Annotated in this window: 27 protein-coding genes and 1 tRNA gene; 11 read left to right on the top strand and 17 right to left on the bottom strand. The window is 60.0% G+C overall.

Annotation, left to right across the window (positions count from 1 at the left end):
• Positions 1 to 190: 190 nt before the first annotated feature.
• On the bottom strand, positions 191 to 1,138 hold the full coding sequence (locus tag AC0GNR_RS06615) for an IS481 family transposase (RefSeq protein WP_472900172.1): 948 nt from the start codon (positions 1,136 to 1,138) through the stop codon (positions 191 to 193).
• Positions 1,139 to 1,266: 128 nt separating this feature from the next.
• On the opposite strand from AC0GNR_RS06615, the gene AC0GNR_RS06610 reads away from it, so the two are divergent.
• From AC0GNR_RS06610 to AC0GNR_RS06595, 4 genes are all read left to right on the top strand, one after another.
• Positions 1,267 to 2,175 carry a peptidoglycan DD-metalloendopeptidase family protein gene (locus tag AC0GNR_RS06610; RefSeq protein WP_472900171.1) on the top strand — a complete coding sequence of 303 codons (909 nt, stop codon included), beginning with the start codon at positions 1,267 to 1,269 and terminating at the stop codon, positions 2,173 to 2,175.
• Positions 2,172 to 3,455, top strand: a complete 1,284-nt coding sequence (locus AC0GNR_RS06605; RefSeq protein WP_472900170.1) for a L,D-transpeptidase family protein — start codon at positions 2,172 to 2,174, stop codon at positions 3,453 to 3,455. The genes AC0GNR_RS06610 and AC0GNR_RS06605 overlap by 4 nt, the downstream gene beginning before the upstream one ends.
• Before the next feature lie 376 nt (positions 3,456 to 3,831).
• On the top strand, positions 3,832 to 4,467 hold the full coding sequence (locus AC0GNR_RS06600; RefSeq protein WP_472900169.1) for a methyltransferase family protein: 636 nt from the start codon (positions 3,832 to 3,834) through the stop codon (positions 4,465 to 4,467).
• A 191-nt stretch (positions 4,468 to 4,658) separates the two neighbouring features.
• Positions 4,659 to 5,282 (top strand): tyrosine-type recombinase/integrase, encoded by a 624-nt coding sequence (locus tag AC0GNR_RS06595; RefSeq protein ID WP_472900168.1) that lies wholly within the window; start codon positions 4,659 to 4,661, stop codon positions 5,280 to 5,282.
• Between the two features lie 180 nt (positions 5,283 to 5,462).
• Here the strand turns inward: AC0GNR_RS06595 and AC0GNR_RS06590 are convergent, their stop codons facing one another.
• From AC0GNR_RS06590 to AC0GNR_RS06580, 3 genes are all read right to left on the bottom strand, one after another.
• On the bottom strand, positions 5,463 to 6,125 hold the full coding sequence (locus AC0GNR_RS06590; RefSeq protein WP_472900167.1) for a transmembrane anchor protein: 663 nt from the start codon (positions 6,123 to 6,125) through the stop codon (positions 5,463 to 5,465).
• A 20-nt stretch (positions 6,126 to 6,145) separates the two neighbouring features.
• On the bottom strand, positions 6,146 to 6,793 hold the full coding sequence (locus tag AC0GNR_RS06585; RefSeq protein WP_472900166.1) for a HupE/UreJ family protein: 648 nt from the start codon (positions 6,791 to 6,793) through the stop codon (positions 6,146 to 6,148).
• Positions 6,794 to 6,957: 164 nt separating this feature from the next.
• Entirely contained in the window at positions 6,958 to 7,293 is a 336-nt protein-coding gene (locus tag AC0GNR_RS06580) for a hypothetical protein (protein ID WP_472900165.1), read from the bottom strand.
• A 128-nt stretch (positions 7,294 to 7,421) separates the two neighbouring features.
• Between AC0GNR_RS06580 and AC0GNR_RS06575 the strand changes: the two genes are divergently transcribed.
• The 3 genes from AC0GNR_RS06575 (at position 7,422) to AC0GNR_RS06565 (ending at position 10,134) form a co-directional block, all read left to right on the top strand.
• The gene (locus AC0GNR_RS06575; protein ID WP_472900164.1) at positions 7,422 to 7,700 is read left to right on the top strand and encodes a metal-sensing transcriptional repressor; all 279 of its coding nucleotides are present in this window, start codon (positions 7,422 to 7,424) and stop codon (positions 7,698 to 7,700) included.
• A gap of 45 nt (positions 7,701 to 7,745) precedes the next feature.
• Positions 7,746 to 9,065, top strand: a complete 1,320-nt coding sequence (locus AC0GNR_RS06570) for an MFS transporter (RefSeq protein WP_472900163.1) — start codon at positions 7,746 to 7,748, stop codon at positions 9,063 to 9,065.
• A 640-nt stretch (positions 9,066 to 9,705) separates the two neighbouring features.
• Positions 9,706 to 10,134, top strand: a complete 429-nt coding sequence (locus tag AC0GNR_RS06565; RefSeq protein ID WP_472900162.1) for a DsrE family protein — start codon at positions 9,706 to 9,708, stop codon at positions 10,132 to 10,134.
• A gap of 424 nt (positions 10,135 to 10,558) precedes the next feature.
• Here AC0GNR_RS06565 and AC0GNR_RS06560 read toward each other — a convergent pair whose 3' ends face one another.
• The 8 genes from AC0GNR_RS06560 to AC0GNR_RS06525 form a co-directional block, all read right to left on the bottom strand.
• A complete protein-coding gene (locus AC0GNR_RS06560) occupies positions 10,559 to 11,023 on the bottom strand; it encodes a rhodanese-like domain-containing protein (protein ID WP_472900161.1) in 465 nt (154 codons plus the stop codon).
• A gap of 98 nt (positions 11,024 to 11,121) precedes the next feature.
• Positions 11,122 to 11,853, bottom strand: a complete 732-nt coding sequence (locus AC0GNR_RS06555) for a DUF1499 domain-containing protein (protein ID WP_472900160.1) — start codon at positions 11,851 to 11,853, stop codon at positions 11,122 to 11,124.
• A gap of 29 nt (positions 11,854 to 11,882) precedes the next feature.
• On the bottom strand, positions 11,883 to 12,755 hold the full coding sequence (locus tag AC0GNR_RS06550; protein ID WP_472900159.1) for a sterol desaturase family protein: 873 nt from the start codon (positions 12,753 to 12,755) through the stop codon (positions 11,883 to 11,885).
• Entirely contained in the window at positions 12,752 to 13,882 is a 1,131-nt protein-coding gene (locus AC0GNR_RS06545) for an MFS transporter (protein ID WP_472900158.1), read from the bottom strand. The genes AC0GNR_RS06550 and AC0GNR_RS06545 overlap by 4 nt, the downstream gene beginning before the upstream one ends.
• Positions 13,883 to 13,951: 69 nt before the next feature.
• Positions 13,952 to 14,302 (bottom strand): DsrE/DsrF/TusD sulfur relay family protein, encoded by a 351-nt coding sequence (locus AC0GNR_RS06540; protein ID WP_472900157.1) that lies wholly within the window; start codon positions 14,300 to 14,302, stop codon positions 13,952 to 13,954.
• A 20-nt stretch (positions 14,303 to 14,322) separates the two neighbouring features.
• Complete coding sequence (locus AC0GNR_RS06535) at positions 14,323 to 14,991, bottom strand: ArsR/SmtB family transcription factor (protein WP_472900156.1); 669 nt, start codon at positions 14,989 to 14,991, stop codon at positions 14,323 to 14,325.
• 336 nt (positions 14,992 to 15,327) lie between these two features.
• Positions 15,328 to 17,058: a methyltransferase domain-containing protein gene (locus AC0GNR_RS06530; RefSeq protein ID WP_472900155.1), complete on the bottom strand. Its 1,731-nt coding sequence runs from the start codon at positions 17,056 to 17,058 to the stop codon at positions 15,328 to 15,330.
• 515 nt (positions 17,059 to 17,573) lie between these two features.
• A tRNA-Arg gene (locus AC0GNR_RS06525) sits at positions 17,574 to 17,649 on the bottom strand.
• 328 nt (positions 17,650 to 17,977) lie between these two features.
• Here AC0GNR_RS06525 and AC0GNR_RS06520 point away from each other — a divergent pair.
• On the top strand, positions 17,978 to 18,841 hold the full coding sequence (locus AC0GNR_RS06520) for a c-type cytochrome (protein WP_472900154.1): 864 nt from the start codon (positions 17,978 to 17,980) through the stop codon (positions 18,839 to 18,841).
• 47 nt (positions 18,842 to 18,888) lie between these two features.
• Here AC0GNR_RS06520 and AC0GNR_RS06515 read toward each other — a convergent pair whose 3' ends face one another.
• The 3 genes from AC0GNR_RS06515 to AC0GNR_RS06505 are packed head-to-tail and all read right to left on the bottom strand — an operon-like array spanning position 18,889 to position 20,942.
• On the bottom strand, positions 18,889 to 19,458 hold the full coding sequence (locus AC0GNR_RS06515; RefSeq protein ID WP_472900153.1) for a DUF2946 family protein: 570 nt from the start codon (positions 19,456 to 19,458) through the stop codon (positions 18,889 to 18,891).
• 13 nt (positions 19,459 to 19,471) lie between these two features.
• Positions 19,472 to 20,455 (bottom strand): YheT family hydrolase, encoded by a 984-nt coding sequence (locus AC0GNR_RS06510; RefSeq protein WP_472900152.1) that lies wholly within the window; start codon positions 20,453 to 20,455, stop codon positions 19,472 to 19,474.
• A gap of 49 nt (positions 20,456 to 20,504) precedes the next feature.
• The gene (locus tag AC0GNR_RS06505; RefSeq protein WP_472900151.1) at positions 20,505 to 20,942 is read right to left on the bottom strand and encodes a YybH family protein; all 438 of its coding nucleotides are present in this window, start codon (positions 20,940 to 20,942) and stop codon (positions 20,505 to 20,507) included.
• Positions 20,943 to 21,081: 139 nt separating this feature from the next.
• Between AC0GNR_RS06505 and AC0GNR_RS06500 the strand changes: the two genes are divergently transcribed.
• The 3 genes from AC0GNR_RS06500 to AC0GNR_RS06490 are packed head-to-tail and all read left to right on the top strand — an operon-like array spanning position 21,082 to position 23,197.
• Positions 21,082 to 21,696 (top strand): LemA family protein, encoded by a 615-nt coding sequence (locus AC0GNR_RS06500; RefSeq protein ID WP_472900150.1) that lies wholly within the window; start codon positions 21,082 to 21,084, stop codon positions 21,694 to 21,696.
• Positions 21,693 to 22,655, top strand: coding sequence for a TPM domain-containing protein (locus AC0GNR_RS06495; RefSeq protein ID WP_472900149.1), 963 nt, complete (start codon positions 21,693 to 21,695; stop codon positions 22,653 to 22,655). The genes AC0GNR_RS06500 and AC0GNR_RS06495 overlap by 4 nt, the downstream gene beginning before the upstream one ends.
• Positions 22,656 to 22,669: 14 nt before the next feature.
• A complete protein-coding gene (locus AC0GNR_RS06490) occupies positions 22,670 to 23,197 on the top strand; it encodes a TPM domain-containing protein (RefSeq protein WP_472900148.1) in 528 nt (175 codons plus the stop codon).
• A gap of 15 nt (positions 23,198 to 23,212) precedes the next feature.
• On the opposite strand, the gene AC0GNR_RS06485 is transcribed toward AC0GNR_RS06490, so the two are convergent.
• Together AC0GNR_RS06485 and AC0GNR_RS06480 are read right to left on the bottom strand one after the other, a co-directional pair.
• Positions 23,213 to 23,782, bottom strand: a complete 570-nt coding sequence (locus tag AC0GNR_RS06485) for a Crp/Fnr family transcriptional regulator (RefSeq protein WP_472900147.1) — start codon at positions 23,780 to 23,782, stop codon at positions 23,213 to 23,215.
• 118 nt (positions 23,783 to 23,900) lie between these two features.
• Positions 23,901 to 24,317: a F0F1 ATP synthase subunit epsilon gene (locus AC0GNR_RS06480; RefSeq protein ID WP_304829076.1), complete on the bottom strand. Its 417-nt coding sequence runs from the start codon at positions 24,315 to 24,317 to the stop codon at positions 23,901 to 23,903.
• Between the last annotated feature and the right edge of the window lie 11 nt (positions 24,318 to 24,328).

Here is a 24,328-nt window from a genome sequence, read left to right as displayed (position 1 = left end):
CTCCCGGATCTGATGGAGGAGAACCCTGATTTCTCGATCCACCAATCTCAGCTCACTCGCCGCGATGAGACCCTCCAGACCTTGCTCAAGCGCCTGGGGGTCGAAGATCGCGATGCGCAATCCTTTCTTGCCCGCGACGCCACATCACGTTCATTGCTCACGGGCGCGTCCGGCAACCTGGTGTCTGTCACTAGATGTAGTTTCTCACGACGTTGTTCCCCGCGAAGCCAAGGCGAGAAGCGGGAGGGCGATGTTCAGTTGCCGCATGTGGGCGGCTGAAGTTGTAGTGGAGCATCCAGGGCGCGAGTTCGCTGGCGCGCACATCAGAGTCGGGATAGACATAGGCGTAGGCCCATTCACGCAGCAGCGTTTGAATGAACCGCTCGGCCTTGCCGTTGGTACGAGGGGTGTACGGCCGGGTGCGCTGGTGCTTGATCTTCAAACGACGCAGCAGCTTGGCAAATCGTTTGGATCGGTAGGCCGATCCGTTGTCCGTCATCACGGCTTCTATGCGAACGCCCAGCGCCCTGTAATAGCGCAGCGCTGCCAGCAAATGCGCGCATGCGCTGTGAGCCTTCTCATTGGGCAACATCTGGCACATGCCCACACGGGAGTGGTCATCAATGGCCACATGCAATACCTCGTAGCCTGCGTGCCGCGTCTTCTTCGTGCGGTCTGCTGTGACCCGGTGTCCGGGTTGTTGAAAGCGAGGGAGCTTCTTCATGTCCAGGTGCAGCAGTTGCCCAGGTCTGGCCTTCTCATAGCGCACCACGGGTGGCGTGCCTTCAACGGGAGGTAGCTTGCCCATGCCAGCGGCCTTGCAGGCGCGTGCCACAACGCTGCGTGAGAGGCCCAGGCGCTCGGCGATGCGATCAAAGGTCAAACGTTGGTTTTTTCGCAAACCCAGCGCGCGTTCAATCTTGTGCGCGCAGGCGCATTGGGGCGAAGAATGAGGGCGAGAGCTCCGATCGATCAAACCGGTAGCGCCTTGCTGGCCAAAGCGGCGAAGCCATTTGCGAGCTGTGCCAGCGCTCAAGCCAGCTGCCGCAGCGGCGCGCTTGAGACCCAGGCGCTGGATTTCTTTCATCAAATGGGCTCGACCTTTGGGCGTCAATGAGGCATTCTTGTGGGTGTTCATTCGAGGAATCCTGAAGAAAGTTGGGAGATGTCAGAACCTCCATCTTCCTTCACCTCGGGTGAACAACCTCTTGGGAAACTACAACTAGAACACCGCAAGGGCGCCTTAAATCTCTGTCGGTTCGTTCGGTGGATGCCAGCAGCCAGCGGGTCAACCGGCTGGTGGTGGAGGCAGGGGACGGCGTATACGCTTCCCGACTCGAACAGCCCACCCCCAGGCGACTGGTCAAGCTGGCATCGCTCTCCATCCGTTCCTCGTTCTACGCTGGCACCGACCAGGCTGGTGTGCCAGATGCTGTGGCCGCGCAAACGATCGAGGCCTTTTCTGGCGACCTCGACTTCCAGCGCAGTCTTCAGCGTGGTGCGCGTTTCAGCCTGATTTATGAAGCATTCGAGCTGGATGGTGAAATCCTGTTCACGGGACAACTGCTGGGCGCCGAAATCCAAAACGGGCAACAGACGCACCAAGCCATGTGGTTCCAGGCACCGGGAACGGCTGGCGAATTCGTCAGCCTCGATGGTTCGAGTCAGCAACGCACCTACCTGGCTTCGCCCTTGGCCTTCTCGAGGGTCACCAGTTCATACGGACCTCGCATCCACCCGGTCTATGGGGGGCAAAAAGCGCACAAGGGTACGGACTACGGCGCCCCGGCCGGAACCCCGATTCGCACGGTGGCCGAAGGCGTTGTGAGCTTTGCTGGCCGGCAAGAGGGCTATGGCAACTATGTGGTGGTTCGCCATCCCGACAAGAATTCCACCGCGTATGCCCACATGGAGCGCATTTCGGTCAAGGCAGGGCAGCGCGTGCAGCAGGGCCAGACCATCGGAGCGGTCGGCTCGACCGGAACAGCGACTGGTCCGAATCTGCACTTTGAATACCTCGTCAAGGGCGTTCGGACCAACCCGTCGCAGATCACCAGCAAGACTTCGAACTCGACCCCCGCAGCCTTCAGTCAGCCCGGCTTTCAACAAACGGCCAAATTCATGCGCGAACAGTTTGAACTGGCGACCTCGGTCGCTCTCGCCAGTGCGCAATGACTTGGGCCAACCCGTATTTCATGAATATGGCACCTGATACTTCCACCACCCGGCGGGCGCTACTCTCGCATGCAGCGTTGGCAGCCGGGACTTTTGTTTTACCGTTGGGACAGGCAAGCAGCCAATCAACCTCGAGAACAAGGGGCATCCCGGCCTTGGTGACCGGTTCGTTGCGCTCCTCGCCAGAAGGGCGTCTGATTGAAATTTACCGGACGATCGCAGCGGGCAACAAAAATGCGCTGCCATTGGCCGAAGCGCTGGTGCGGGATGTGCCGGACTTTCAGTTGGGGCAACTCGTCTACGGGGATCTGCTGATCGCACAAAGTGGCGCCTTGCCCGGCCTTGCTCCGGTGAAAGATGGACCTCCGGCGGTTCGAGAACAACTGCAGAATCTCCGAGCGGAGGCGAATCGCCGACTCGCCGCGCTCAAGGAGATGCCGCCACCCGGAACCGTACCGGAACAGGTGCTGGAGCTGGCCGGCAATGTGCGGCATGTGGTGGTGGTGGACGCCAGCCACTCAAGGGTTTTTGTGTTCGAGCAACAGGCTGGCGGACTGCAATTGATCCGCAGCAGCTATGCCTCCATAGGCCGTGCCGGGTTTGGCAAACAACTAGAAGGCGATTTGCGCACCCCTCTGGGCGTGTACCACATCACCAGCCGACTGGATGATCAGCAAGTTGATGAGCTTTACGGCGTCGGCGCACTGCCGCTGAACTACCCCAACGAGCACGACCGCCGCCTGGGGCGCACCGGGAGCGGCATCTGGCTGCATGGCGTACCGCGTGTCGCCTATAACCGCAGCCCCTATGCGACCGAAGGTTGTGTCGCGCTGGCCAATGACGACATGACCTACCTCATGGATGTGCTGCAAACCCGGCGCACTCCGGTCATCATTGCTGACGAAGTGAACTGGGTTCGACCCGCTGAACTGGCTGCTGAGCAGCGCAGCTTCCAGGCCTTGTGCACCCAATGGCAGACGGCCTACGCCCGCGGTGATAACCAGGTGTTGCAAGCGCTGCAAACGGCAGACTTCAATGGGCGCGAAAGCAGTTCGTTTCACAATGTGTCATCCAAAGTCGACGCTAGGCGCACCATCCCTGAGCCCGACCCACAAGCCCAATGGCGCAATGTTTCAGTTTTCCGCTGGTCACGTCAAGCTGAGGTGGCGATCGTCAACTACACAGCAACTTCACCAAGGCAATCCCGAAGTGTCGATCGTCGCCAATATTGGGTTCAAGAACAAAGACGCTGGCAACTGTTTTTCGACGGACCGGTCTGAGTACATTGGAGCCGCGAACGGTATTGCCCCTTTGCCATGTGAAGCTCTGAATGCAGCCACTCCCTACGTTTGTGCGGCTACTCTCCCTTCAGAGCCGAGTTGTCAACTTTGGCTTTGATTGGAAGTGGAAGGGTGCCGCAAGGTCAATTTGAATGGCTCATTGTGAGAGAGCACGCTTTGTTTCACATCGAGCGACCCGTTGCGGTCCATCGCATAACGGGAAGGCAGGCGTTCGCTTTTCAGTTCTGCCCGTACCGGATGGACGTACCAAGAGGTTTTTTGTGGGCGGGCCAGCGCATCGATATACGATTGGGACGGTAGAGAGGTGGTGCACATTGGGCTGCCAGCACATCCAAGGGTATTCGATGAACCATTGATGGAGCAGGTTCGTTTCGCCGTGCATTTACGGCTATTTTGGGCGTTGAGCCAGGCCTACCAAGTGACTACAGCAGTTTTCATCTTTTCATTCTTCTGTGGCGGCGGTCTTTTGGTGTTGTCAGCCTCTTCGCTGCGATGGACAAACCTCCGCATCTGGCCGCCAGATGAGCTGGGGACGTGGAAGTATCACGCTTTCTGGTGGCCCTTCCGGGCGCTTGTATTGGGTACCTGCATCTTGAGCGTCATCGACTATCGCAGCGCAGGAGCGTTGCCAACGCCCGTTTTCGCCATCGGATGGGTGCTTCTGGTTTCTGGATTCGGCCTTGCCTTTTACATCACCAGGAAACTGGGTTGGCGCGATGCTCATGGTGAAGCAGGCACACTTAAGACAACGGGTTGGTATGGCTGGAGCAGGAACCCCATTTACGTCGTCACCATCTGCGGCCTAGTTGGACTTGCACTGGTCACGCACTCGCTTTCCGTCTATCCATTGGTCACCATCTGGGCACTCCTTTACCTACTGGCACCATTTCTGGAGGAGCCATGGCTTGAACGCCATTTCGGACAGCAGTATGAAGATTACGCAAAGCAGGTGCCTCGCTTTATCGGGATTCCTCACAGAGAAGGTAAATGACCCATCACGATTGACCGCCATCGGGATGTTGACCCACCGACTGGGTTTGGCCGAGAGCGCGAATCGCCTGAGCCGCTCAAAAACGGTCCAACCGCCCAGCCACCTGCATCGTCCAGACATTTGATTTAAAGCAACGACCTTTCGCCCCGCCGGCGCATGCTGTGTGTCCCTCAACTCGATGGGAGACCATCATGGAAACCACCGGCAATACCGTCCATCACGAGCCTTGGAACAAGGGAAAGATCGTTGGACAAAAGGCACCCTTCAAACTGAAAGACATCTGGGCGTTGCGCGTGCGCCTGCAGATGGAAGGGCGGGTCCGCGAGCTCGCACTTTTCAACCTCGGTATCGACAGCAAACTGCGAGGGTGCGACCTCGTCGCGCTCAAAGTCCGCGACGTCTGTCATGGCGAGCAGCTGGCCACACGCGCCATCGTCATGCAGCACAAGACCAAGCGCCCAGTTCAGTTCGAGATCACGGCCGCTACCCGAGACGCTTTGCAGGCATGGATCAAGCAGGCTGCGCTGAAGTCGGATGACTTCATCTTCCCCAGCCGGCTCCACGATTCACCCCACCTGGGGACCCGGCAGTACGCCCGTATTCTTGGCCACTGGGTAGAGGATCTGGGACTGGACCCTGCCGAATATGGGACGCATTCCATGCGAAGGACCAAGGCGACACTGATCTATCGGCGCACCAAGAACCTGCGTGCTGTGCAGTTGCTGCTCGGTCACTCCAAGCTTGAGTCGACCGTGAAATACCTGGGCATCGAGGTTGATGACGCCCTCGAAATCTCCGAGCAAACGGAAATCTGAAGGGGACATCAGCGGTCGCCTCTGCTGCGATGCCGGGGCGACCGATTTCAATGGGAGCCGCGTGAAGTCGGTCAGTACCAGCGTTTTCGGCTACGAGGAGCCACTCATGATCTTTGGAAAAAACCGGTCTTTCGGACTATGGACAGCGAAGTGGCGCAGCGATCTGCGCCACTTTTTGCGTCATTTTTTGATTTCGCTGTAGTCGCCACGGGTGCGAAGAACCAGTTGCACATCCGACTGACCCCGGTTGCGCCAGAACCAGCCATGGTTGCCTGTGAATGCCGCCTCCAGAACGCCTTCATCAGAAGCTACGCCTCTGCCCTTTTCATAGCTGATGGACTTGCCTGGCGCATCGCCATGTGTGTCGAAGTTGACTTCGCCACCTTTGACTACCCAAGCGTATTGAGCTTTGGCGCCTGCAACCATCTTCATCTTGATTTCCGTTCCTTCACCAGGCGTCAAGGTAAAGGGGATTTCGTCCCGCCACACCTCCTTGGGTGCCGCTGGTTGGACAGGAGCACTCGCGGTGTTTGCTGGTGCAGGCTTCGTTGCTGGTTGCGCCGCATTGGCGTTGGCGATTACTGATGCCTCGGTTGCAGTTGAGTCTGCAGCTGGTGCGCCTGCTGCATCCGCTGCGGCTTCTGCCGCCAGTTGTTGCTTGACCTCGCCCATCTCTGTCATGCGCAGGACGCGGCCGATGCCGGTGGGATCGACGCCGTACTCGGCTGGCAGCACGACGGCGACCAGAAGAACCACGGCGGACACGGCAGCAAGGAGGGTGGATCGCAGAAGCTGTTTGGAAGATGGCAGCTCGGCTTGTGAAGGGGTATCGCTGTTGTACATGTTGAAAATTCCTTGGGTGTTCAAGACACAAAATAGCCGGTGAGCTGCATGCCCACCAAAATGAAACCCGCGCTCATCATGGCGACGTTGGCTGTGTAGGCGTGTTTGATGAAGCTGGGTGTGCGGCGCCAGTAGCTCATGCCGATCAAGATGACCGCCAATGCGAGCAGCTGCCCGATTTCCACGCCCACGTTGAACGCGAGCAGGTTGGGCACGAGGCCGTCGGCGGAGATCTCGTACTCCAGGATCTTGGTCGCCAATCCGAAGCCGTGAAACAGGCCAAAGACCAAGGTCGCCACTTTGGTGTTGGGTTGAAAACCCAGCCACCGTTGGAAAGCGCCAAGGTTGTCCAGCGCCTTGTAGACGACGGAAAGCCCGATGATCGCGTCGATCAGGTAGCTGTTGATCCCGACGTTGAAATACACGCCCAGGATCATGGTGGTGGAGTGACCGATCGCAAATAGGCTCACATAGATCGCAATGTGTTGCAGCCTGTACAGGAAAAAGATCACGCCAAACAGGAACAGGATGTGGTCGTAGCCCGTCATCATGTGTTTAGCCCCCAGGTACATAAAGGGCAGCAGGTTGACACCCGAGATTTCCTGGATATAGCCCTTGTCGCCCGCTGTCACGGCGTGGGCAAAGGCTTCTGCACTGCTAAGCAGCAAGCAGATGAAGAAAGCAAAAAGCAAAAAAAGACGGGGGTGCCCGATCGCCCATGGCGAATGGGGCAGCCTGTCGTGAACAAGGCTGTTCATAAAAAAGACTCCGATGGTCTGAAAGAAATGGTCGCGCTGCGAGGCGCAGCGCAAAGGCGGTGAGGAGAAGCGCCTTAGCCCATCGGTGGGCGATCCAGCCGGTAGGCTTGCCCCAGTTCAATCCAGGGCCGCACCATGATTTCCCAGCGGGGAAGTTGCGGCGATGCATTGCCCCAGGCAAGGGGCAGATGGTGGGCTATGTCGTGCGAATGATCCATCGCGTGGTGAGGGTGCTCTGCACTTGCACGCTCATCTGTCTCCGAAACCTCAACCCCTTGATCTGCATGTTCATGGCCGTGAGGATCTTCAGGAGCGGTCAGCGCAGATTGGTGCGATTCAACAATAGCGGCCAGACCGTGGGAGCTGGTGAGTCCAATCGATGAGACGACCGTCCCGAACATGATCACCATGAGCACCAGCCACCGCATACCCAATGCTGCCAAAGTAGGCCGTGTTGGGGGGTGGGAGCGAAGAGTCATGGGGTTTCTTGGGTGAGGCAGGCAATTATAGTATCCCCTTGGGGGGGATAATGATGTCCATGACACTTCCACACACTCACGCTTCACACCCCGCCGTCATCAAGCGCCTAAAGAGGGCGAATGGGCATCTGAACAGCACGATAGCGATGTTGGTAGAGGGCCGCCCCTGTCTGGATATCGCTCAGCAGTTGCAGGCGGTGGAGAAGGCTGTGCAGCAAGCCAAGAAGGCGCTGATCCAGGACCATCTGGACCACTGCCTTGAGCATCTCGTGGGACCACTTGCTGGAGTGCACCAGCACTCCATGGAAGAGTTCAAGGAAATCACTCGGTACCTCTGAGTTGTCGGCTCTTGCATACCGGCCGCCGATTCGCTGACAAAAAACATGCTGGCCATTCTTTCCAACCGCACCTACCGGCACTTGTTCGCCGCTCAGGTGATTGCGTTGATCGGGACCGGTCTGGCGACCGTGGCACTGGGGCTATTGGCCTTTGATTTGGCGGGCGAGAACGCAGGGATGGTCCTCGGAACGGCATTGGCCATCAAGATGATCGCCTACGTGGGCGTGGCACCGGTCGCTGCGGCCTTTGCCGAACACCTGCCCAGACGCACCATGCTGGTGACGCTGGACCTGGTCCGGGCGGCTGTTGCCCTGCTGCTGCCATTTGTTTCCCAGATCTGGGAAATCTACGTGTTGATTTTTGTGTTGCAAGCCGCGTCGGCCGCTTTCACACCCACCTTCCAGGCCACCATCCCCGATGTCCTTCCAGAAGAGGTTTATTACACAAAGGCCTTGTCGCTCTCACGCCTTGCGTACGACATGGAGAGCCTTGTCAGTCCGATGCTGGCTGCCGCATTGCTGACGGTGATCGGCTTTCACGACCTGTTTGCGGGCACGGTGGTGGGGTTCTTGGCTTCTGCCGCGTTGGTGGTGTCGGTGGTTTTGCCCGCGCATCCAACTCCAAAGCGCCGCAGCATTTACGACCGAACCACGCGAGGCCTGCGAATTTACCTGGCCACACCTCGGCTGCGCGGGCTGTTGGCGGTGAATGCGGCGGTTGCAGCAGCAGGCTCCATGGTTTTTGTCAACACGGTGGTCATCGTGCAAGGCAAATTCGGTTTGACCCAGAGCGCAGTGGCCCTGGCGTTGGCCGGCTTTGGAGCCGGGTCCATGGTGGCGGCGCTGGCCTTGCCCAGTCTTCTGGAGAAACTGTCCGATCGGCGCGTGATGCTGACAGGTATAGCGTTCATGGTCGTGGGCATGTTCGCGGGCACCTTGGTGGTCGGGCATGCCTCGCTCATGGCCTTGTGGTTTGCGCTCGGTTTGGGATATTCGACCGCGCAGACGCCCTCCGGGCGCTTGTTGCGGCGGTCTTCAAATCCAGAAGATCGTCCTGCGCTGTTTGCCGCTCAGTTTGCGCTGTCGCATGCGTGCTGGTTGTTGCTCTATCCCTTGGCCGGATGGTTGGGTGCCCGTTTTGGCATGCCCGTGACCTTTGCTGTTTTGGGCAGTGCTGCGGCATTGGCCGTCTGGGTGGCCACACTGGTCTGGCCGCTTCAGGACCCTGATTCGATTGAGCACGAACATGCTGATCTGCCTGACGGACATGCCCATGTCGTGGGAGCCATTGGGCAAGGTACGCGCCATTCGCACCCCTTTGTGATCGACGACCACCACCCGCACTGGCCCAACTTGGGTCGTTGAAGCTGGCGCAGGGGAATTGACTTGTTCTGTGACTTCTCCAGTTCAACTCAGTGCAAGGGATCTCGGCACCTCGCCTTTGCTTGGGGTTCGGGTGCGGCGGCAAAGTTGCCTTGAAGTCCTCACTCAATGAAAAACCGCCTTTCGATTTGTTGGGCGACCGCAATAGGTCGCTATGGAAAGCTTTGCATAGCGACCCCTATGCATAGGACTCAACTATGCGTAGATCCCGAACCCGTCGACTCGATCCGCGAGCGAACGTCAACGCGACGACGCGATCACCGCTTTGCATAGTTCCTCTCGTCCTCGAAGTGCGCTCGCAGCCATGCTCGTGCGAATGAAGGGCCCATCGGCATGCACCTCACCTTCCGGAACTGCCTGCAGTAGGAGGGATGCAAACGCGCGGCGAGGGAGGGGGCCGAGACCAGCTTGTAGATGGGCGCTTGAACTGTCGCAGCAGATTGGTGGGCCGGTAATACAAACCTGTTGAGCCCTCTAGGCAGGCCATAGGGAATACCCTCTGCGTCACTCGCCATAGACATCGCAATATGCTGATGCGGCGATTCTCTATTCGGCGCGCGCTCGGCAAACCTTTTCAAATTGGTCTCGTGAGCAAATCCTAAAAACCCACCGGAGACACAACATGAAACGCAATACGTTTTTGCAGGCCGCGATCCTGGCCTTAGCCCTTCCCTTCAGCCTGGGAGCTTCCGCACAGTCAGCGGTCGCGACCACGAAGGTTGTCATCCAAGTCAGCGACAACGACCCAGGCAAATGGAATCTCGCGTTGAACAACGCCAGAAACGTCCGGCAGGAGCTCGGTGCTGACAAAGCGGAAGTAGAAATCGTCGCCTATGGTCCTGGCATCGGCATGTTGAAAGCCGACTCCACCACCGCAGACCGCGTGACCGAAGCCACCAAAGCGGGCGTGACAGTCGTGGCATGCGAAAACACAATGAAGGCCGTAAAACTAACCAAGGCCGACATGAACCCTTCTATCAACTATGCACCTTCTGGAGTCGTGCAAATGATGAAGCGCCAAGGCGAAGGCTGGTCTTACGTTCGCCCTTAACTGAGCGTCCTAATGAGTCGTCCCCGAGATCAGGTTCAAGGGCGCCTAACATCATTCCACTCGGACACCCAGCGGCATTGAGCTGCGAAGCGTGTTGGTGAAATTGCCCCTTGAGGCGCAATGCCGCCTCGTGTCGTTTATGACGTTGAGCGGCTGTTTTCTCCTTTGACCACCGAAGGCTCATGGCCGACATGCGTCCTCTGAACCCATGCTGAAAAGCCTGCCCCGGATGGTGAGCTCAACTGCGCGCTATGTTGCCGTCTATGGCTGATCTTCCAGTTTTCGATGCAGTTGTTTATCGCACCACGTATCCAAACTGATGGCGAGAGTCGTCTTTAGGGATTGAAGCTGACGCCTGATGACCTCCACTTCAGGACATCAATCCCTTTAATGTTCGACAGTCACGACATCCTCGGTGAACTGCTCAATGCTTGGCAGGTGCGGTGGCTTTCGCCGCCGCATCAAAACCGCCCTTGGCTTTCCACTCTTCCATGCCGCCTTGCAGGATGCGCAGGTTCTCCCAACCGGCCACACGCATCGCAAAACCGGCTTGGGCAGAGAGCGAACCGGTGTTGCAATAGATGAGCACAGGCTTGTCCTTCGGAATCTCATTGCGCTTGGACAGCACCTGACGCCAGTCCATGTTGATGGCGCCGGGGATGTGCCCCTTTGCGAACTGGCCAGCGTCGCGCGCGTCGATGACGATCATCTTTTTCCACTCGTCGGCAGGGATTTGCTCGGCAAAGATCACGCCGCCGCCATATTCGACAAACTCGAGGTAAGCCCCCATTTCGTCGACGGCGATGGCCTTGTTGTCTGCGTGGACTGATGGGGTGAGCAGCAAGGTGCTGGCGGTCAGGGCGGCCAAGGCCAGGGTGCGGATTTTCAAGGTGTTTCCTACGGTGTTAATTCGGATATCAGCAATAACGGATATTGTGGCCGGGGCAAGGCAACAATCGCTCAAGGGTTTCCACTGTGCTAGCCCGTTCAACGGGGTCCGAACGCGTTCGCCAGATCGGCCAGCCAGGCGCGAATGCGCCTCGCATTGGTGCCGCGATCGATCTTTCCCAGACGGGAGCGCGATCGCATGTCGACGCGCGAACCGCTGCGTTCCGGAACGATGCGGATACTCACCTCGTCGGCAAACCCGAACAGGCGGCTGGTGGCCACCGCTTCAATGCGCCCCTCCTCGGCGTCGCTGGCGACCACGCTCCAGCCACGTGCCTGCACCAGTTGCAAGGCCTTTTCAAAGACCTCAGCGGGCGCCTGTGGCAGGGTCAGTGGGGCCAGATCCGGGTATCCAACGCGCTGCTGCTGCGCCACCGCTTCGCCGGGGTAGGCCATGGGGTTGGGCATGTCCCAGAACTCGGGCGGGTCAACTGTGTCGGTGCTGATGTCGTTGATGGGCGGGTAGGCGCGCGTCGCGTATTCCCAATGCAGCGCCATGCCCAGAACCGGCAGCGCCAGCAGCACGCCAAGGAGACCGGTCACAACGGCCTGCCGCTGGCGACGCAGACGGGCCAGCCCCACCAGCGATATCACCAGGCCCAGCGCAGCGGCGTAGACCGCCCATTCCGCGATCTGCAGACCTTTTTGAAAATGCCACCAGCCCTGGCGGTAGCCAATGCCTGCCACCAGCACGGCGCCGAGTGACACCAGCCCGAGCAACAGACCGGTCAACGGCAGGCGGATGGACGGTGTTGTGCTGCCAAGGTTCATGTTGGGCGAGGACGTTGAGGTATTCACATTCACCCCTGGGCGTCTGTGGAGGGTGCCGACCAGTTGCGCCGGTTGATCGCGTAGTCGGTGATCTGGCCCTTGAATGGCAGAACCAACATGCCGGGCAGCCGCGCCACCTCGTGCGGGTCGGTGTGCCCGTGAATACCGATGGTCATGCCGAGCTGGCCAGCGCGCGGTTGCTCTCGGTATGTTCCGAACAGTCGGTCCCACCAGGTAAGGTTGAAGCCGAAGTTGGAATTGCTCTCGTCGTCTTCGACCGAGTGGTGCAAGCGGTGCATGTCGGGCGTGACGAGGAACCACCGCAACACACGGTCAAGCGCGGCAGGCAGGCGGATGTTGCCGTGGTTGAACATGGCGCAGGCGCTGAGCAACACCTCAAAGATCACCACCGCCAGCACCGGCGCGCCCAATAGCGTGATGGTGGCGAACTTGATGCCCATGGACAGCACGATCTCAATGGGGTGGAAGCGTGCGCCGGTGGTCAGGTCGTAGTCGAGGTCGGCGTGGTGCACACGGTGCAACCGCCAGAGTGCGGGCACCGCGTGCACCATCACGTGCTGCAGCCAGATCACGAAATCCATCGCCACCACAGCCAGCGGCACTGCGAGCCAGAACGGAACAGCAAAGTTGTTCAGCAAGCCCCAGCCTTTTTCCACGCCCATTGCGGCCATGCCGACCGCCGCCATGGGAAAGAGTAGGCGCACAACCACCGTGTTGAGCAGCACGATGCCGAGGTTGGCGGTCCAGCGTTGCTTGCGGCTGAGTTTCAGCACGCGGCGCGGCGACGCCAACTCCCACAGGGCGACCAGGGCGAACACGCCGAAGAAAAAGCCCATGCGAATCAGGGGTTCGTGGGCAAGCACAAACTGCTCAAAAGTCATATGGCCCTCCGCAGACTGGCGGTCTTCAGTTCGGTGCCCACAGACGCCAGCAGGGCCAGCAGCAGAAACGGCACCACGGCCAGGTTCAGGGTGGCCCAGCCGTAGCGGTCGTACAACCAGCCTGCGGACAAAGTGGAAGCAGCCACCAGTCCGAACACCAGAAACTCGTTGATTGCCTGCACCTTCAGCTGTTCAGCCGGGCGGTAGGTCTGCGTCAGCAGAGCGGTGCCACCCACGAACGCGAAGTTCCAGCCCACGCCGAGCAGCACCAACGCCGACGCAAAGTGCAGGAACTCCAGCCCAGAAAGCGCAACGGCCACGTGCCCGAGCAGCAGCACGAAGCCCACCTGCATGATGCGGGGGGCGCCATAGCGCTTGACAAGGTGGCCTGTGAAAAATGATGGCGCGAACATGCCCACCACGTGCCATTGAATCACCGGCGTCACACTCTCCCCGGGCAAACCACAGCCCAGCATGGCCAACGGGGTGGCCGTCATCACCATGATCATCACGGAGTAGCCAACTGCCGCGCCAAAGACGGATGTGAGCAGCAAGGGCTGCGACAGCAGTTCCCGAACGGAACGGGCCGCGCCGGCGGTCGCTACCGCCACTGGCTTGAGCCGAACCTGAGACAGCAGACCCAGCGCCAGCACACTGAGCACTGCTTGCGCCAGGTATGAGCCTACAAAGGGCCCGGAAACGATCCAGTCCCGACCCCATTCACCCAGCTGCGGCCCAAGAAAGGCAGCCACAATCCCACCCGCGACTACCCAGGAGATGGCACGTGTCGTGTGCGCTGCGTCCACTGCTTCAGCGGCAGCAAAGCGGTAGTAGTTGGCAAAACCCTGGTAGCTGCCCAGCAGCAGGTGGCCCAGCACAAACAGTGCGAAAGAATCCTGCCAGAGACCATATCCGGCCACGGCGCTCCCAGCCACCCCCAAGCCAGCGCCCATCAGAAAACCGACCCGGCGACCCAGGCGCCGCATGAGCATGGCTGCTGGAAGTGAGGCCAAGGCTGTACCAATAACCATTGCCGCAACCGGCAGCGTGGCAAGGCTTTTGTCGGGTGCCAGCAAGCTGCCCAGAATGGCGGCCAGGGTCATCGACAGCACGATGGCAGAGAGCATCAGGGCCTGACTCCCTGCCAGCAGAAGGACGTTGCGGCGACCAGGAAACATGGAGAACTTTCGAGGTGTTCAGAAGACCAGGACCTTGTCGGCCTCGGAAGTCCAGTCGGCAAGCTGGGTCAGCGTGGAGCGCTGGGCGCCTTCAACCATATCGGCTTCGTTCAGGCCGCGCGCATCCATGCAGGTGCCGCACAGCGCAACCTCGCCCTTGCGCAGCACCTTGCCCAGCATGAGCTGGACGTTGTAGTAGCCCTCAGGCACTTTCTGGCCGGCCTTGGCGCAGCCCACAGCGTCGGCCATCAGGAACACGCGCACCTGCACACCGGTCTTGGCCGTCATGGCACCCGCCAGTCGCAGGCCGTTGTACGCTCGCTCGTTGCCATAGGGCGCGTCGTTGAGGATGAATAGCACTGAGCTCATCGGGATCTCCTGGTTCATGTTCAGTCGGCCTCGCGCTCCAACGGCAGACCAGCGGCCTGCCACTCGCTCACGCCGTCAGATACCTTGCGCGCGCGAAATCCGCGCGCTTGCAGCAAGGCCACGGCTTCGTCGGACAGCAGGCAGAACGGCCCGCGGCAATACGCCACGATCTCCTTGTCGCGCGGCAAAGTGGCCAGGCGTTGTTCCACTTCGGCCAGCGGCATGGACCGCGCGAACGGCAGGTGGGCCACGGCGTATTCGTCAGAAGGGCGCACATCGATCACCACCACTTCGCCGCGCCGGGCTTGTGCCATCAAGGCCTCGCGGTCCACTGGCGCGAGCTGGTTCGGATGCGCCGCCATCTGGTCCAGCGCCATGCGCAACTCCAGCAGGTGCTCTTCAGCCACCTCACGCAGCTTCACGCCCAGCCCGGCCACATCGGGGCCAGTGAGCCGGTAATGGACGAACTTGCCCTCACGACGGCTGGCCACCAGTCGAGCGTCGCGCAGCGCCTTGAGGTGGGCGCTGGCAAGTTTGATGTCGATCGACAGTTCGGCCGCGAGCACCTCCACAGACTTTTCGCCCTGCGCCAGCATCTCCAGCAACTCCAGGCGTTTGGGACTGGCCAGCGCTTTGCCAATGCGGGCGACCTGCTCGTACAACAAATCCTTGAGTTGGCGGTTTTTCATGCCGTCATTCTAACGATATTTAGAGTGTTGGGGTAAATTTACTTGGCAATACCCGAATTCGCTGTCCAGCGGCGGTCGTCTCTAGGGCGCCAGATTGCAGCAACGGGCCAGGCACAACTCCTCAATTGGGCGCGCCGAGTGATTGGCAGGAGACCGAGGGACACCGGTCTTGAAGTTCGCTTGAATGACCGGTTTATGAGAGTGCAGCGGCTGATCGGCTTTCGGAGCATTCGATGACTCCTTTCGCCGTGAGCTGCCGTTGAGTTGAATAAGCTGAGCGGCTGTTGCCAGCCTAAAGGCGACCCAGACTGTCCCGCACTACAGGTGGCTACAGAATCAGGCCGATCCAATGTCGTCATCGAAGGATACGACCGCAGCTCCATTCGCCGACCACCGCTCTACGCCCCGCTGTAGGGCCGTGAACTCGACGGCCTCGCGGAACCGAGAAAACAGCTTCTCAGGCCATGCACCGGTATTGGTCAGCGACTCTCCCGCGAGGGCTTGCGCCTGACGATTAAACGCTTCGGGCAGTCGATCCCGCAGGACGTCCCAGGAGGCCACGATCCTTGGCTTGCTTTCCTCCAGCAGCTCAGTGGCCGGGAGCTTGTCCGACTTGGACAGGTTAACCCGGGGATCTGCCGGAACCAGGTTCCACAAGTCGTTATTGCCCCAGAGCGCGAACGGAATGGCATGGTCCACCGCAAACGTGCTCTTGAGGGGTCGTTTCGACCAAGTGCACGACGACACGCCCGCTTCCAGGTAAGCAGTTCTAGCAAGCTGGACTGATCGGGTGGCCTCTGGTTTAGCCAGGAGCAGCGGCAGGACATCGCCCGCATCCATGTCCTGCCGGCGAGCAATCTGTTGGGTGAGTGCCGCCCACCGCACTACGACAGCGTCGGCGATCCAGTGTCCTAGTAGGCTGAATTCGCGCCAGAGCTCGGTGGGCATGAGGACCAGCTTGGATTTCTTGTCGTACCCAAACACTGGACCTGCTCCAAGGCCACTGCCCGAGAAAGTGACCGGACCGGAGCGAATGGTCTCCGCAATGGACCGGAGCGCAGCCTGAAGTCGGGAGCGAGATGTGGCGTCCAGCTGATCCGACGTTCGGGCCAGATGCCAGGCCGTCAAACCCGAGTACGCACCTTGCTGTGCAAAGGGCTCCATCAGCATCGAGAGCGCGCTGCGAAACTTGATTGGATTTCCGCCGGCGGCTTCCGCCCTGGACTGCGGGATCTTGTCTGGATGGGCCAGCAAGGGCCAGTAGTAGAGGAGCCAGCGCTCAGCGATACGGTGGATCGGGACGCCGACCGTGCCGGCCCCCGACCAAACAGCGGAACGCGCTTCCTGGGTGGCGATCTCGGCCAACGCACGGATGAGGGCCAGCTTGTAGGTGGCTTCCTTACGGTCCCGGTTGAGGATGCTTTCGATCTGATCGATCGGTCTTTGCTGCGCGCCTGAGCGTCGCTCCAGCAGCAGCGTTGTCCAGCTGGTACCGGATCGACCCAGTGCGTCGTCGCTCTCCCAGCGCGAGATGGGCGCGAAGCCCAGCCGCTCCAGCAGAAGGGAGATCTCGTCGGCTGAGTAGGGCGAAAACAGCCGCCCGTTCGTATCCCGGTCACCCGACAGCAAGTCCCCTCGAGACGCCGGAATCGAGAGAAGAAGTCGACCTCCCGGCTTGAGCAGCCGGCGGATGGCCAATGCTGCATCGAGCAGATCCGTGTCGGGCACATGCATCAGAACGGCACTGCACAGGATGCCGTCAAACTCCCCACCGAAGGCATCCCCGGTACAGGGCAAACCGCCTTCGCCGATACGTCCGGCCAGCTCCGGATGAGCTGCCACCGCGGCATCGCGCAAAGCCTCTACTGGTTCAATGCCGTAGGCGTCGTAGCCATTGCCCAGCAGACGCGTGGCATCCCGCCCTGACCCGCAACCCACGTCGAGCACCCGTGCGCCAGGTGCGAATGCCAAGGCAAAGTACCGTTCGACCGGACTGACCACGGACTCGTACCGCCGTGCTATCTCGGTCGCGTTTGCGGTGTAGTAGGCCAAGGTCTTCGGGTCCATGGGCGTCATGGTAGCCGGGACGTTCATCGGCAGGTTGTTGCGGCCAACACGACTTGGAAATTGCGATCCAGCTCTTACTGCCGCACCCTGAACGATCGCTATTCACTTCTGTTTAGATTTCTGCTGTGTCCTTTTAACCGTTACAAAAGGGTTGTCACCCTGCCAATAGCTGTCGGGCGGGAGCAACAGCGGCTAGCCCAGATTGATTTTGTTGGCTCTGCGATACAGCTCTCGTCAACCATACCGGACGGCAAGGCTTTTTCGCTGGTCGCTCTCGATCACGGACGAGAAGCGGGTCGGGCCACAGACCTGTGGTCAAAAAAGACCATCGACAAGTTTCAGTAAAGGTTCGGTGGGCCACGCGTGGGCCATGGGTGGGCCACAGCAAAAACGTCAGACCTACTGTGACCATCGGCCCCATACCGTGCATGGCCCAAGTTTTGAGCTAGCTGAGGCGGATGGAAATTTTTTGACTGTCGCATGGGCCACGGAAAACCCACGTAAGTCATTGATTTTGGTGCGGCTGGCGGGGATCGAACCCACGACCCTTGGCTTCGGAGGCCAATACTCTATCCACTGAGCTACAGCCGCATGCTGTAAAAAGACCAATACTCAAATTCTGCGCTGCATCTCGGATGACCATAGGCTTCGGAGGCCAATACTCTATCCACTGAGCTACAGCCGCATGCTGTTTTGGGACCGATAGTCGATACGGACCCTCTCGAACCGATATAGATCGGCCTTATGCACCAACACCAATTTTCGTGGATGTGCGGTGCAAGGGTCGGATTCTATCAGCTACCTCCTCAAGCAAGGCCAGCGCAAGGGGCGCTTAGCTATAATCACGGGCTGTCTGCCCAACCCGTGCAGGCCTGCCATTTCCCATCTTGGCCCCGTTCCGCCACCCCTTGAGGACACCATGAGCGATCACGCGCACGAATCTCACACCGGCCCGATCAAGACACCCGCACAGCTGTTGTGGACGTCTTTCTTCTCCTTTGTGGCTCCCATTTTTATCATCATTGGTTTGGTTTACGTCGTCACCTCAGGCGACAAGCCTGCCGCTGGCGCCGTGGACCCAGAGCTGGCTACTGCCATGCGAATCCAGCGCGTGGGCTCGGTTGAACTGCGTGACGCCAACCGTCCACTGCAAGCTGGCGACGCGGTTTACAAGGCGCAATGTGCCGCCTGTCACGACGCTGGTCTGGCTGGCGCGCCCAAGTTTGGCGATACCGGTGCATGGGCTGCCCGCGTGGCAACGGGTTACGACGCTTTGCTGGCCTCGGTGCTGCAGGGCAAGGGAGCCATGGGTTCGCAAGCTGGCGGCGCTTTCAGCGACGTGGAATTAGGTCGCGCTGTGGTGCACTTGGCCAACGCAGGTGGTGGCAAGTTTGCCGAGCCCGCAGCGCCAGCGGCAGAAGCTGCAGCCCCAGCGGCTTCCGCCGCCGCTGCCCCTGCCCCTGCGGTGGAAGCCCCTGCCGCCGTTGTAGCCGCAGCGCCTGTTGCAGCTGCAGCAGCCGTGCCTGCATCGGCCACGGTTTCCGCGGGTGCTGGTGAAGCGCTTTACAAGCAAGCCTGCGCTGTGTGCCATGTGGCCGGCGTGGCGGGCGCACCCAAGTTTGGCGACAAGGCCGCCTGGGCACCTCGTCTGGCTTTGGGCGTTGACGGCCTGACGGCCAGCGTGATCAAAGGCAAGGGAGCCATGCCACCCAAAGGCGGTTCCGCGGCTTCTGATGCTGATATCAAGGCATCTGTTGAGTACATGCTGGCTTCGGTGAAGTAATTCACCTCAGCTGCGAAAAAGCCGGACAGCGTCCGGCTTTTTTTTGCTCAAATGGCTGTCTGTGCGCTTTGGGCCATCCGCTGCGGGCTCCTGACAAAGGCACCCATCAAGGGCAGGTCCTTCGACTGTATGTCTTGCGGACTCCAGCTTCCCGCTTCGACCGCATCTGCGGCCTGCACCATGTCGCTGGTATGCACCAGACCCCAACCGAGTTCGGTTTGCAGGTACAGCCGCCCCAGTTCATCGACCGCGCAAGCTTTCACGCGTCCAGCCGGCTGACCCGTATGGGCCAGTACAGCGCCGCCGGGCTGAAGGCGCCAGATGTAAGGCGTGTTTTCCAGCTCGACGTAGACCCGCTGTGGACCATTTTGAAAGAACCAGCACCCGCCAGCATCGCGGCTGTAGTTGCGGTGTATGAATTCGATCAGTTTTTCGTGCAAAAGCAGGGAGCCTTTGGCTGATTTGCAAGGTTCGCCGGGTTCGCAGGCAAAGGGGCCTGCAGCCTGGGTGGCGTCATCCCGCATGAACCATTGGCCCCGCGCGTCGAGCCCGAGCCAACCGTAACAATGCGGCACGTTAGGCCATTTGGCCATGGCGGCTTTGACGATATCGTCCATGTGAATCTCCTTTTCAGGTGTGCGCGAGCAGCCAGCGCCCGACCGATTCGGGCATGGTGCGCACATGCCCCGGAACACCCAGGGGCCCAGCCGAGCAGGGAAAGCCCACATGTCCGCCCTGGGTTGGCTGCCACAGCGTCACACAGGGGCCGACGTGTTGCGCGGAAGGCAAGGATGGCGCTGGAACGAAGGGGTCGTTCAGGGCGTTCAGTGCCAGCGCGGGCACGCGTATGCGGTGCAGCACCGGCTTGGCAGACGCACGCGCCCAGTAATCGTCGGTGTTGCGAAAGCCATGTAGTGGCGCGGTGAACAGGTTGTCAAATTCGTAGAGATCGCGCGCTGCCAGAAGGGCTTCTCGGTCAAACAGACCGGGGTGCTGTTCCAGCTTTTTGAGGGCCTTGGGGACCATGGTGGAAAGAAACACGCGGGTGTACACCTGCCGGTTGAATCCACGGCCAATGGCATGGCCACCTGCGGCCAAGTCAAGCGGTGAGCAGACGGCGGCCACGGCGCGAACCCGCTCACCCGCAGCCTCCCCAGCTTCGCCTGCCCAACGCAGCAAGGCATTGCCTCCCAGCGAAACCCCCACGGCGACCAGCGGGCGGCCAGGGTTTTCACGTGCAAAGCGAGCCAGCACCCAGTCGATTTCGGTGAAATCACCTGAATGGTAGGCCCGTGGTGCGTGGTTGAGCTCACCCGAACAGCCTCGAAAGTGGGGCACGGCAAAAGCAATGCCTTGGGTGGCGGCAAAGTCGGCGAACGCCATGGCGTAGTGGCTGCCCGACGAGCCTTCAAGCCCGTGAAACAGCACCAGCAAGGGCGCTTGCGGCGCGCTGGCGTGTGTGGCCTGGTCCACGTCAATAAAGTCGCCATCGGGCGTGGTCCAGCGGCTGCGCTGCCACGCCGGCGCCGGACCAAAATGGCGCCGGCTGGCAAGCGCTGCCCACAGGGTTTGCAGGTTGCCACCAGGCAACCACCAGGGCGCCTGATAGTTCATACCCTCAACGGCCCGGGCTTGGTCGCTTATGGTTTGCACAACCGGCGCGTCAATGCAGCACGGGCTGGGCCGTCAGCACCTCAACCGGCTCGGTGCGTGTGCCCGGGCTGGCATGGTGGGCCACCATGCGCCAACCCTGTGCGGTCTTGGCGTAGACATTGGTTGCAACCACCCAGGCGTGCTGCATACCGTCGTCACTCATCACGGCTACACGCTCCACCACGCTGTGCACACTGCACGGTCCAGCGTCCAGCCTGCGCACTTTTTCAGGGAATGCCTGTACGCTGCCATTGGCAAACATGGCCTCAAAAGCGGCACGCACCGCCGCGTGACCTACCAGCCGCGGGCCGCCAGGATGCACGCAGACGATGTCATCCTCGTCGACCCAACAGGCCATCAAGCGCTCAATATCGGCGTGCTGCAAAGCGTCGTAAAACGCGTGTTCGGTGTCGTCAGGGGTGCCCAGGGGCAGTTTCGGTTTGCGCATGCCTGTATTTTGACGCCTGCACACCCGACCTGCTGCACACCTCGCTCGTTCAGGCGGCGCGGTGGCGGGTATAGTATTTTTTGTTGACTTCTACCTATTTGTTTTTCAAGCGGCCTACCGGGCCAGCGGAGGTTCCCCCATGCGCACATCCACAGCCGTCACCCGTCTCTTTTACTGGATCAGCGGCCTGCTGCTGGCCGTCAGCCTCACGGGCTGCGGCTACAACGACTTTCAGCGGCTGGACGAGCAAAGCAAGTCGGCTTGGTCTGAGGTGTTGAACCAATACCAGCGGCGGGCTGACCTGATCCCCAACATCGTCGCCACCGTGAAAGGCGAGGCCAGTTTTGAGCAGGACACGCTGACCAAGGTGATTGAGGCACGCTCCAAAGCCACCTCGATCCAAATGACACCCGAGATGGTCAACGATCCGGCCGCCATGCAGAAATTTCAGGCGGCACAAGGGGAAGTGAGCAGCGCGCTCAGCCGGCTGATGGTGGTGGTCGAGCAGTACCCCAACCTCAAGGCCAACCAGGGCTTCAGCGATCTGCGCGTTCAGCTGGAAGGCACCGAAAACCGCATCACCGTGGCACGCAACCGCTATATCCAGACCATTCAGGAATACAACGTGCTCACCCGCAGCTTCCCGACCAACCTGACCGCCATGGTGTTCAGCTACGCGCCCAAAGCCAACTTCCAGGTTGAAAACGAAGCCGCCATTTCGACCCCACCCACCGTGGACTTCAACAAGCCATGAAAGCCGCCTGGGCAGCCAAGCCATGCCTGGGCCGATCGGCCCTGCCAGGATTGGCTCGACGGCTGTCAATCCGTTCGCTCATTCTGGGCTTGCTGGCGTTGCTGCTGTCTTTTGGCACCCTGGCCCAAGGGCTGCAGCCCTTACCCGAGCTCAGCGCCCGCGTGATGGATCAGACTGGCACCCTGGATGCTGCCAGCCTGGCGTCGCTTGAAGCCAAGCTCGCGGCCTTTGAAGCGGAAAGAGGCTCACAGGTGGTGGTGTTGATGGTGGCGACGACCACACCGGAAGACATCGCCGACTACACCCAGCGCCTCGGTGATGCTTGGAAGATCGGGCGCAAGGACGTGGGCGACGGCGTGCTGTTTGTGATCGCCAGGGACGACCGGCGTTTGCGCATTGCCACAGCCAAGACGCTCGAGGGCGCCATCCCCGACCTTATGGCGCGCCGAATCCTGGACCAGGCCGTCACGCCCGCGTTTCGCGCAGGCGATTACGCAGGCGGCATCCACGCGGGCGTAGATCAGATTCTGGCCCGCATCCGGGGCGAAGCACTGCCGCTGCCAGAGGCCACAACCTCTGGGGGCGGCGGTGATTTTGAATGGATGGATCTGCTTATTTTTCTGGTCTTTGCCGTACCCATCATTTCGTCGGTGCTTCGAAGCATTTTCGGCAACAAATTGGGTGTGCTGCTGACCGGCGTGGGCGCGGGCGGTTTGGCCTGGGCCATCACGTCCGTGTTCTGGATCGCTGTTGGCGCCGGTATGCTGGGCATGCTGGCAGGGCTTTTCATGCAGTTCGTCCCGCACCTTCCAGCAACCGGTCGCAGTGGCCGCGGAGGTTCTTGGGGTGGAAGCAACGGGGGTGGATTTCGTGGAGGCGGCGGCTTTGGGGGTGGGGGCGGCTTTGGTTCGGGTGGCGGGGGCAACTTTGGCGGCGGCGGCGCATCGGGCGGCTGGTAACGGCACAACACGGCATGAACAAATTTGTCCGCATTCTTCAACACCAGTGGCTGGACCGCTCTGACACACTGCGCGCAGTCCCGGACGACCTGGCTGAAAGACTCGCGCGCCGCGTAGCAGCCAGTGAGACACGACACACCGGTGAGGTGCGTCTTTGCGTAGAGGCTGCCCTGCCTTTCTCAGACCTTTGGAATGTCTCTGACCAGCGACCTCTGCGCAACGTGGTCAGGGAACGCGCACTCGGCTGGTTTGGAAAGCTGCGTGTGTGGGACACCGAGCAAAACAACGGTGTGCTCATTTACCTGCTACTGGCGGAACACGCGATCGAATTCGTGGCCGACCGGACTTTGGCACGCCGTGTCAGCCCGGCCCAGTGGCAAGCCATCGTTGACCGACTGGGTCACAGCTTGCAGGGTGGTGACTTTGAAACAGGTTTGACGCAGGCACTGGAAGAGGTGTCGGCCTTGCTGGTGGAACACTTTCCTTCTGCAGCGGAGACACCCATCCTCAATGAACTGCCTGATTGCGTGGTTCGCTGCTAGTGCAAGAGGGTCAAGTCACGCTGCGCTCTTGGGTCTTTTTTTGTGACTGCTGATGGCAGCCTGCAGTTCCTCTTGAAGTGCCTTGTTCATTTGTGCAAAGGTGTTGAGCTTTTTTGTCATATCCCGCATCCGGTCTGCCATGCGTTTGGAAATGGCCATCAACAATCTAGCGGCCAATTCGGGCTCGTCTCTTAACAACGCCATCAGCTCAGTACGCGTCAGCACCGCTGCCACCACATCGGTGCTCGCTGTGCAGGTGGCAGATCGTGGCGCGCCGTCGAGCAAACCCATTTCACCGATCAAATGGCCCGCTCCAATGACGTTGAGCACCATGCCTTCATCCAGGTTGGGAATCTCGGTTTCCACGGCGATATCGCCATCGAGTACCAACAGCATGTAGTCGTTTTGCTCAACCTCTCCCTCACGTATGAAAACAGTGCCAGCAGAGATCCAGCGTGGTCGCATATAGGCCACCACCCTGACCGCGTCAGGCAGCGTCAGTTCGTTCAGCGCGGACGAAGTGACCAACAATTGCGCTGCAACCTCTTCGGAGGACAGTTCTGGATTTTCCGAAATAGACGACATACGTTCCTCCTGCGGCCAGCATACCCGAGCGCTTGAGCGCTGTTAGCAAACAGCCAATTCAGGCATAAAAAAACCGGCCACAGGGCCGGTATCTTCTAGCTGAGCAGCAGTGGGCTGCTCACTTCTTCTGGCGGTACTTGCGCAAGGCAGCAATCTGTGCAGCCATGACCGCAAGCTCAGACGTGGCTTTCGCCAAGTCAATATCGCTCTTGGCGTTCTTCACCGCTTCTTCAGCCTGCTTGCGTGCATCAGAAGCTTTGGCCTCGTCCAAGTCCTTGCCACGGATAGCGGTGTCAGACAGCACGGTGATGTGGTGGGGCTGCACTTCAAGAATGCCGCCCGCCACAAACACAAATTCTTCACCGCCATCGGCCTTTTCGATGCGTACAGCACCGGGCTTGATCCGGGTGATCAGCGGAATGTGGCCAGGCAAGATGCCCAGCTCACCAGCTTCGCCCGGCAACGCCACGAACTTGGCATCGCCAGAAAAGATGGACTCTTCAGCGCTGACTACATCGACGCGAATGGTGCTCATATGTACTCCTG

The sequence above is a fragment of the Hydrogenophaga sp. LT287 genome, from assembly GCF_055702805.1.
The sequence above is the reverse complement of the archived record's forward strand: the minus strand, read 5'-3'. Positions and strand labels throughout refer to the sequence as shown.

What these genes read in the sequence shown, in the direction of transcription:
- AC0GNR_RS06495 (WP_472900149.1), top strand. Translation starts at nt 21,693, where the DNA reads ATGAAAGCCGCCTGGGCAGCCAAGCCATGCCTGGGCCGATCGGCCCTG.
- AC0GNR_RS06505 (WP_472900151.1), bottom strand. Translation starts at nt 20,942, where the DNA reads ATGCGCAAACCGAAACTGCCCCTGGGCACCCCTGACGACACCGAACAC.
- AC0GNR_RS06550 (WP_472900159.1), bottom strand. Translation starts at nt 12,755, where the DNA reads ATGACTTTTGAGCAGTTTGTGCTTGCCCACGAACCCCTGATTCGCATG.
- AC0GNR_RS06600 (WP_472900169.1), top strand. Translation starts at nt 3,832, where the DNA reads ATGGAGCAGGTTCGTTTCGCCGTGCATTTACGGCTATTTTGGGCGTTG.
- AC0GNR_RS06575 (WP_472900164.1), top strand. Translation starts at nt 7,422, where the DNA reads ATGACACTTCCACACACTCACGCTTCACACCCCGCCGTCATCAAGCGC.
- AC0GNR_RS06595 (WP_472900168.1), top strand. Translation starts at nt 4,659, where the DNA reads ATGGAAACCACCGGCAATACCGTCCATCACGAGCCTTGGAACAAGGGA.
- AC0GNR_RS06530 (WP_472900155.1), bottom strand. Translation starts at nt 17,058, where the DNA reads ATGGACCCGAAGACCTTGGCCTACTACACCGCAAACGCGACCGAGATA.
- AC0GNR_RS06545 (WP_472900158.1), bottom strand. Translation starts at nt 13,882, where the DNA reads ATGCTCTCTGCCATCGTGCTGTCGATGACCCTGGCCGCCATTCTGGGC.
- AC0GNR_RS06565 (WP_472900162.1), top strand. Translation starts at nt 9,706, where the DNA reads ATGAAACGCAATACGTTTTTGCAGGCCGCGATCCTGGCCTTAGCCCTT.
- AC0GNR_RS06605 (WP_472900170.1), top strand. Translation starts at nt 2,172, where the DNA reads ATGACTTGGGCCAACCCGTATTTCATGAATATGGCACCTGATACTTCC.
- AC0GNR_RS06580 (WP_472900165.1), bottom strand. Translation starts at nt 7,293, where the DNA reads ATGGTGATCATGTTCGGGACGGTCGTCTCATCGATTGGACTCACCAGC.
- AC0GNR_RS06480 (WP_304829076.1), bottom strand. Translation starts at nt 24,317, where the DNA reads ATGAGCACCATTCGCGTCGATGTAGTCAGCGCTGAAGAGTCCATCTTT.
- AC0GNR_RS06590 (WP_472900167.1), bottom strand. Translation starts at nt 6,125, where the DNA reads ATGTACAACAGCGATACCCCTTCACAAGCCGAGCTGCCATCTTCCAAA.
- AC0GNR_RS06510 (WP_472900152.1), bottom strand. Translation starts at nt 20,455, where the DNA reads ATGAACTATCAGGCGCCCTGGTGGTTGCCTGGTGGCAACCTGCAAACC.
- AC0GNR_RS06570 (WP_472900163.1), top strand. Translation starts at nt 7,746, where the DNA reads ATGCTGGCCATTCTTTCCAACCGCACCTACCGGCACTTGTTCGCCGCT.
- AC0GNR_RS06515 (WP_472900153.1), bottom strand. Translation starts at nt 19,458, where the DNA reads ATGGACGATATCGTCAAAGCCGCCATGGCCAAATGGCCTAACGTGCCG.
- AC0GNR_RS06540 (WP_472900157.1), bottom strand. Translation starts at nt 14,302, where the DNA reads ATGAGCTCAGTGCTATTCATCCTCAACGACGCGCCCTATGGCAACGAG.
- AC0GNR_RS06520 (WP_472900154.1), top strand. Translation starts at nt 17,978, where the DNA reads ATGAGCGATCACGCGCACGAATCTCACACCGGCCCGATCAAGACACCC.
- AC0GNR_RS06490 (WP_472900148.1), top strand. Translation starts at nt 22,670, where the DNA reads ATGAACAAATTTGTCCGCATTCTTCAACACCAGTGGCTGGACCGCTCT.
- AC0GNR_RS06535 (WP_472900156.1), bottom strand. Translation starts at nt 14,991, where the DNA reads ATGAAAAACCGCCAACTCAAGGATTTGTTGTACGAGCAGGTCGCCCGC.
- AC0GNR_RS06555 (WP_472900160.1), bottom strand. Translation starts at nt 11,853, where the DNA reads ATGAACCTTGGCAGCACAACACCGTCCATCCGCCTGCCGTTGACCGGT.
- AC0GNR_RS06615 (WP_472900172.1), bottom strand. Translation starts at nt 1,138, where the DNA reads ATGAACACCCACAAGAATGCCTCATTGACGCCCAAAGGTCGAGCCCAT.
- AC0GNR_RS06500 (WP_472900150.1), top strand. Translation starts at nt 21,082, where the DNA reads ATGCGCACATCCACAGCCGTCACCCGTCTCTTTTACTGGATCAGCGGC.
- AC0GNR_RS06485 (WP_472900147.1), bottom strand. Translation starts at nt 23,782, where the DNA reads ATGTCGTCTATTTCGGAAAATCCAGAACTGTCCTCCGAAGAGGTTGCA.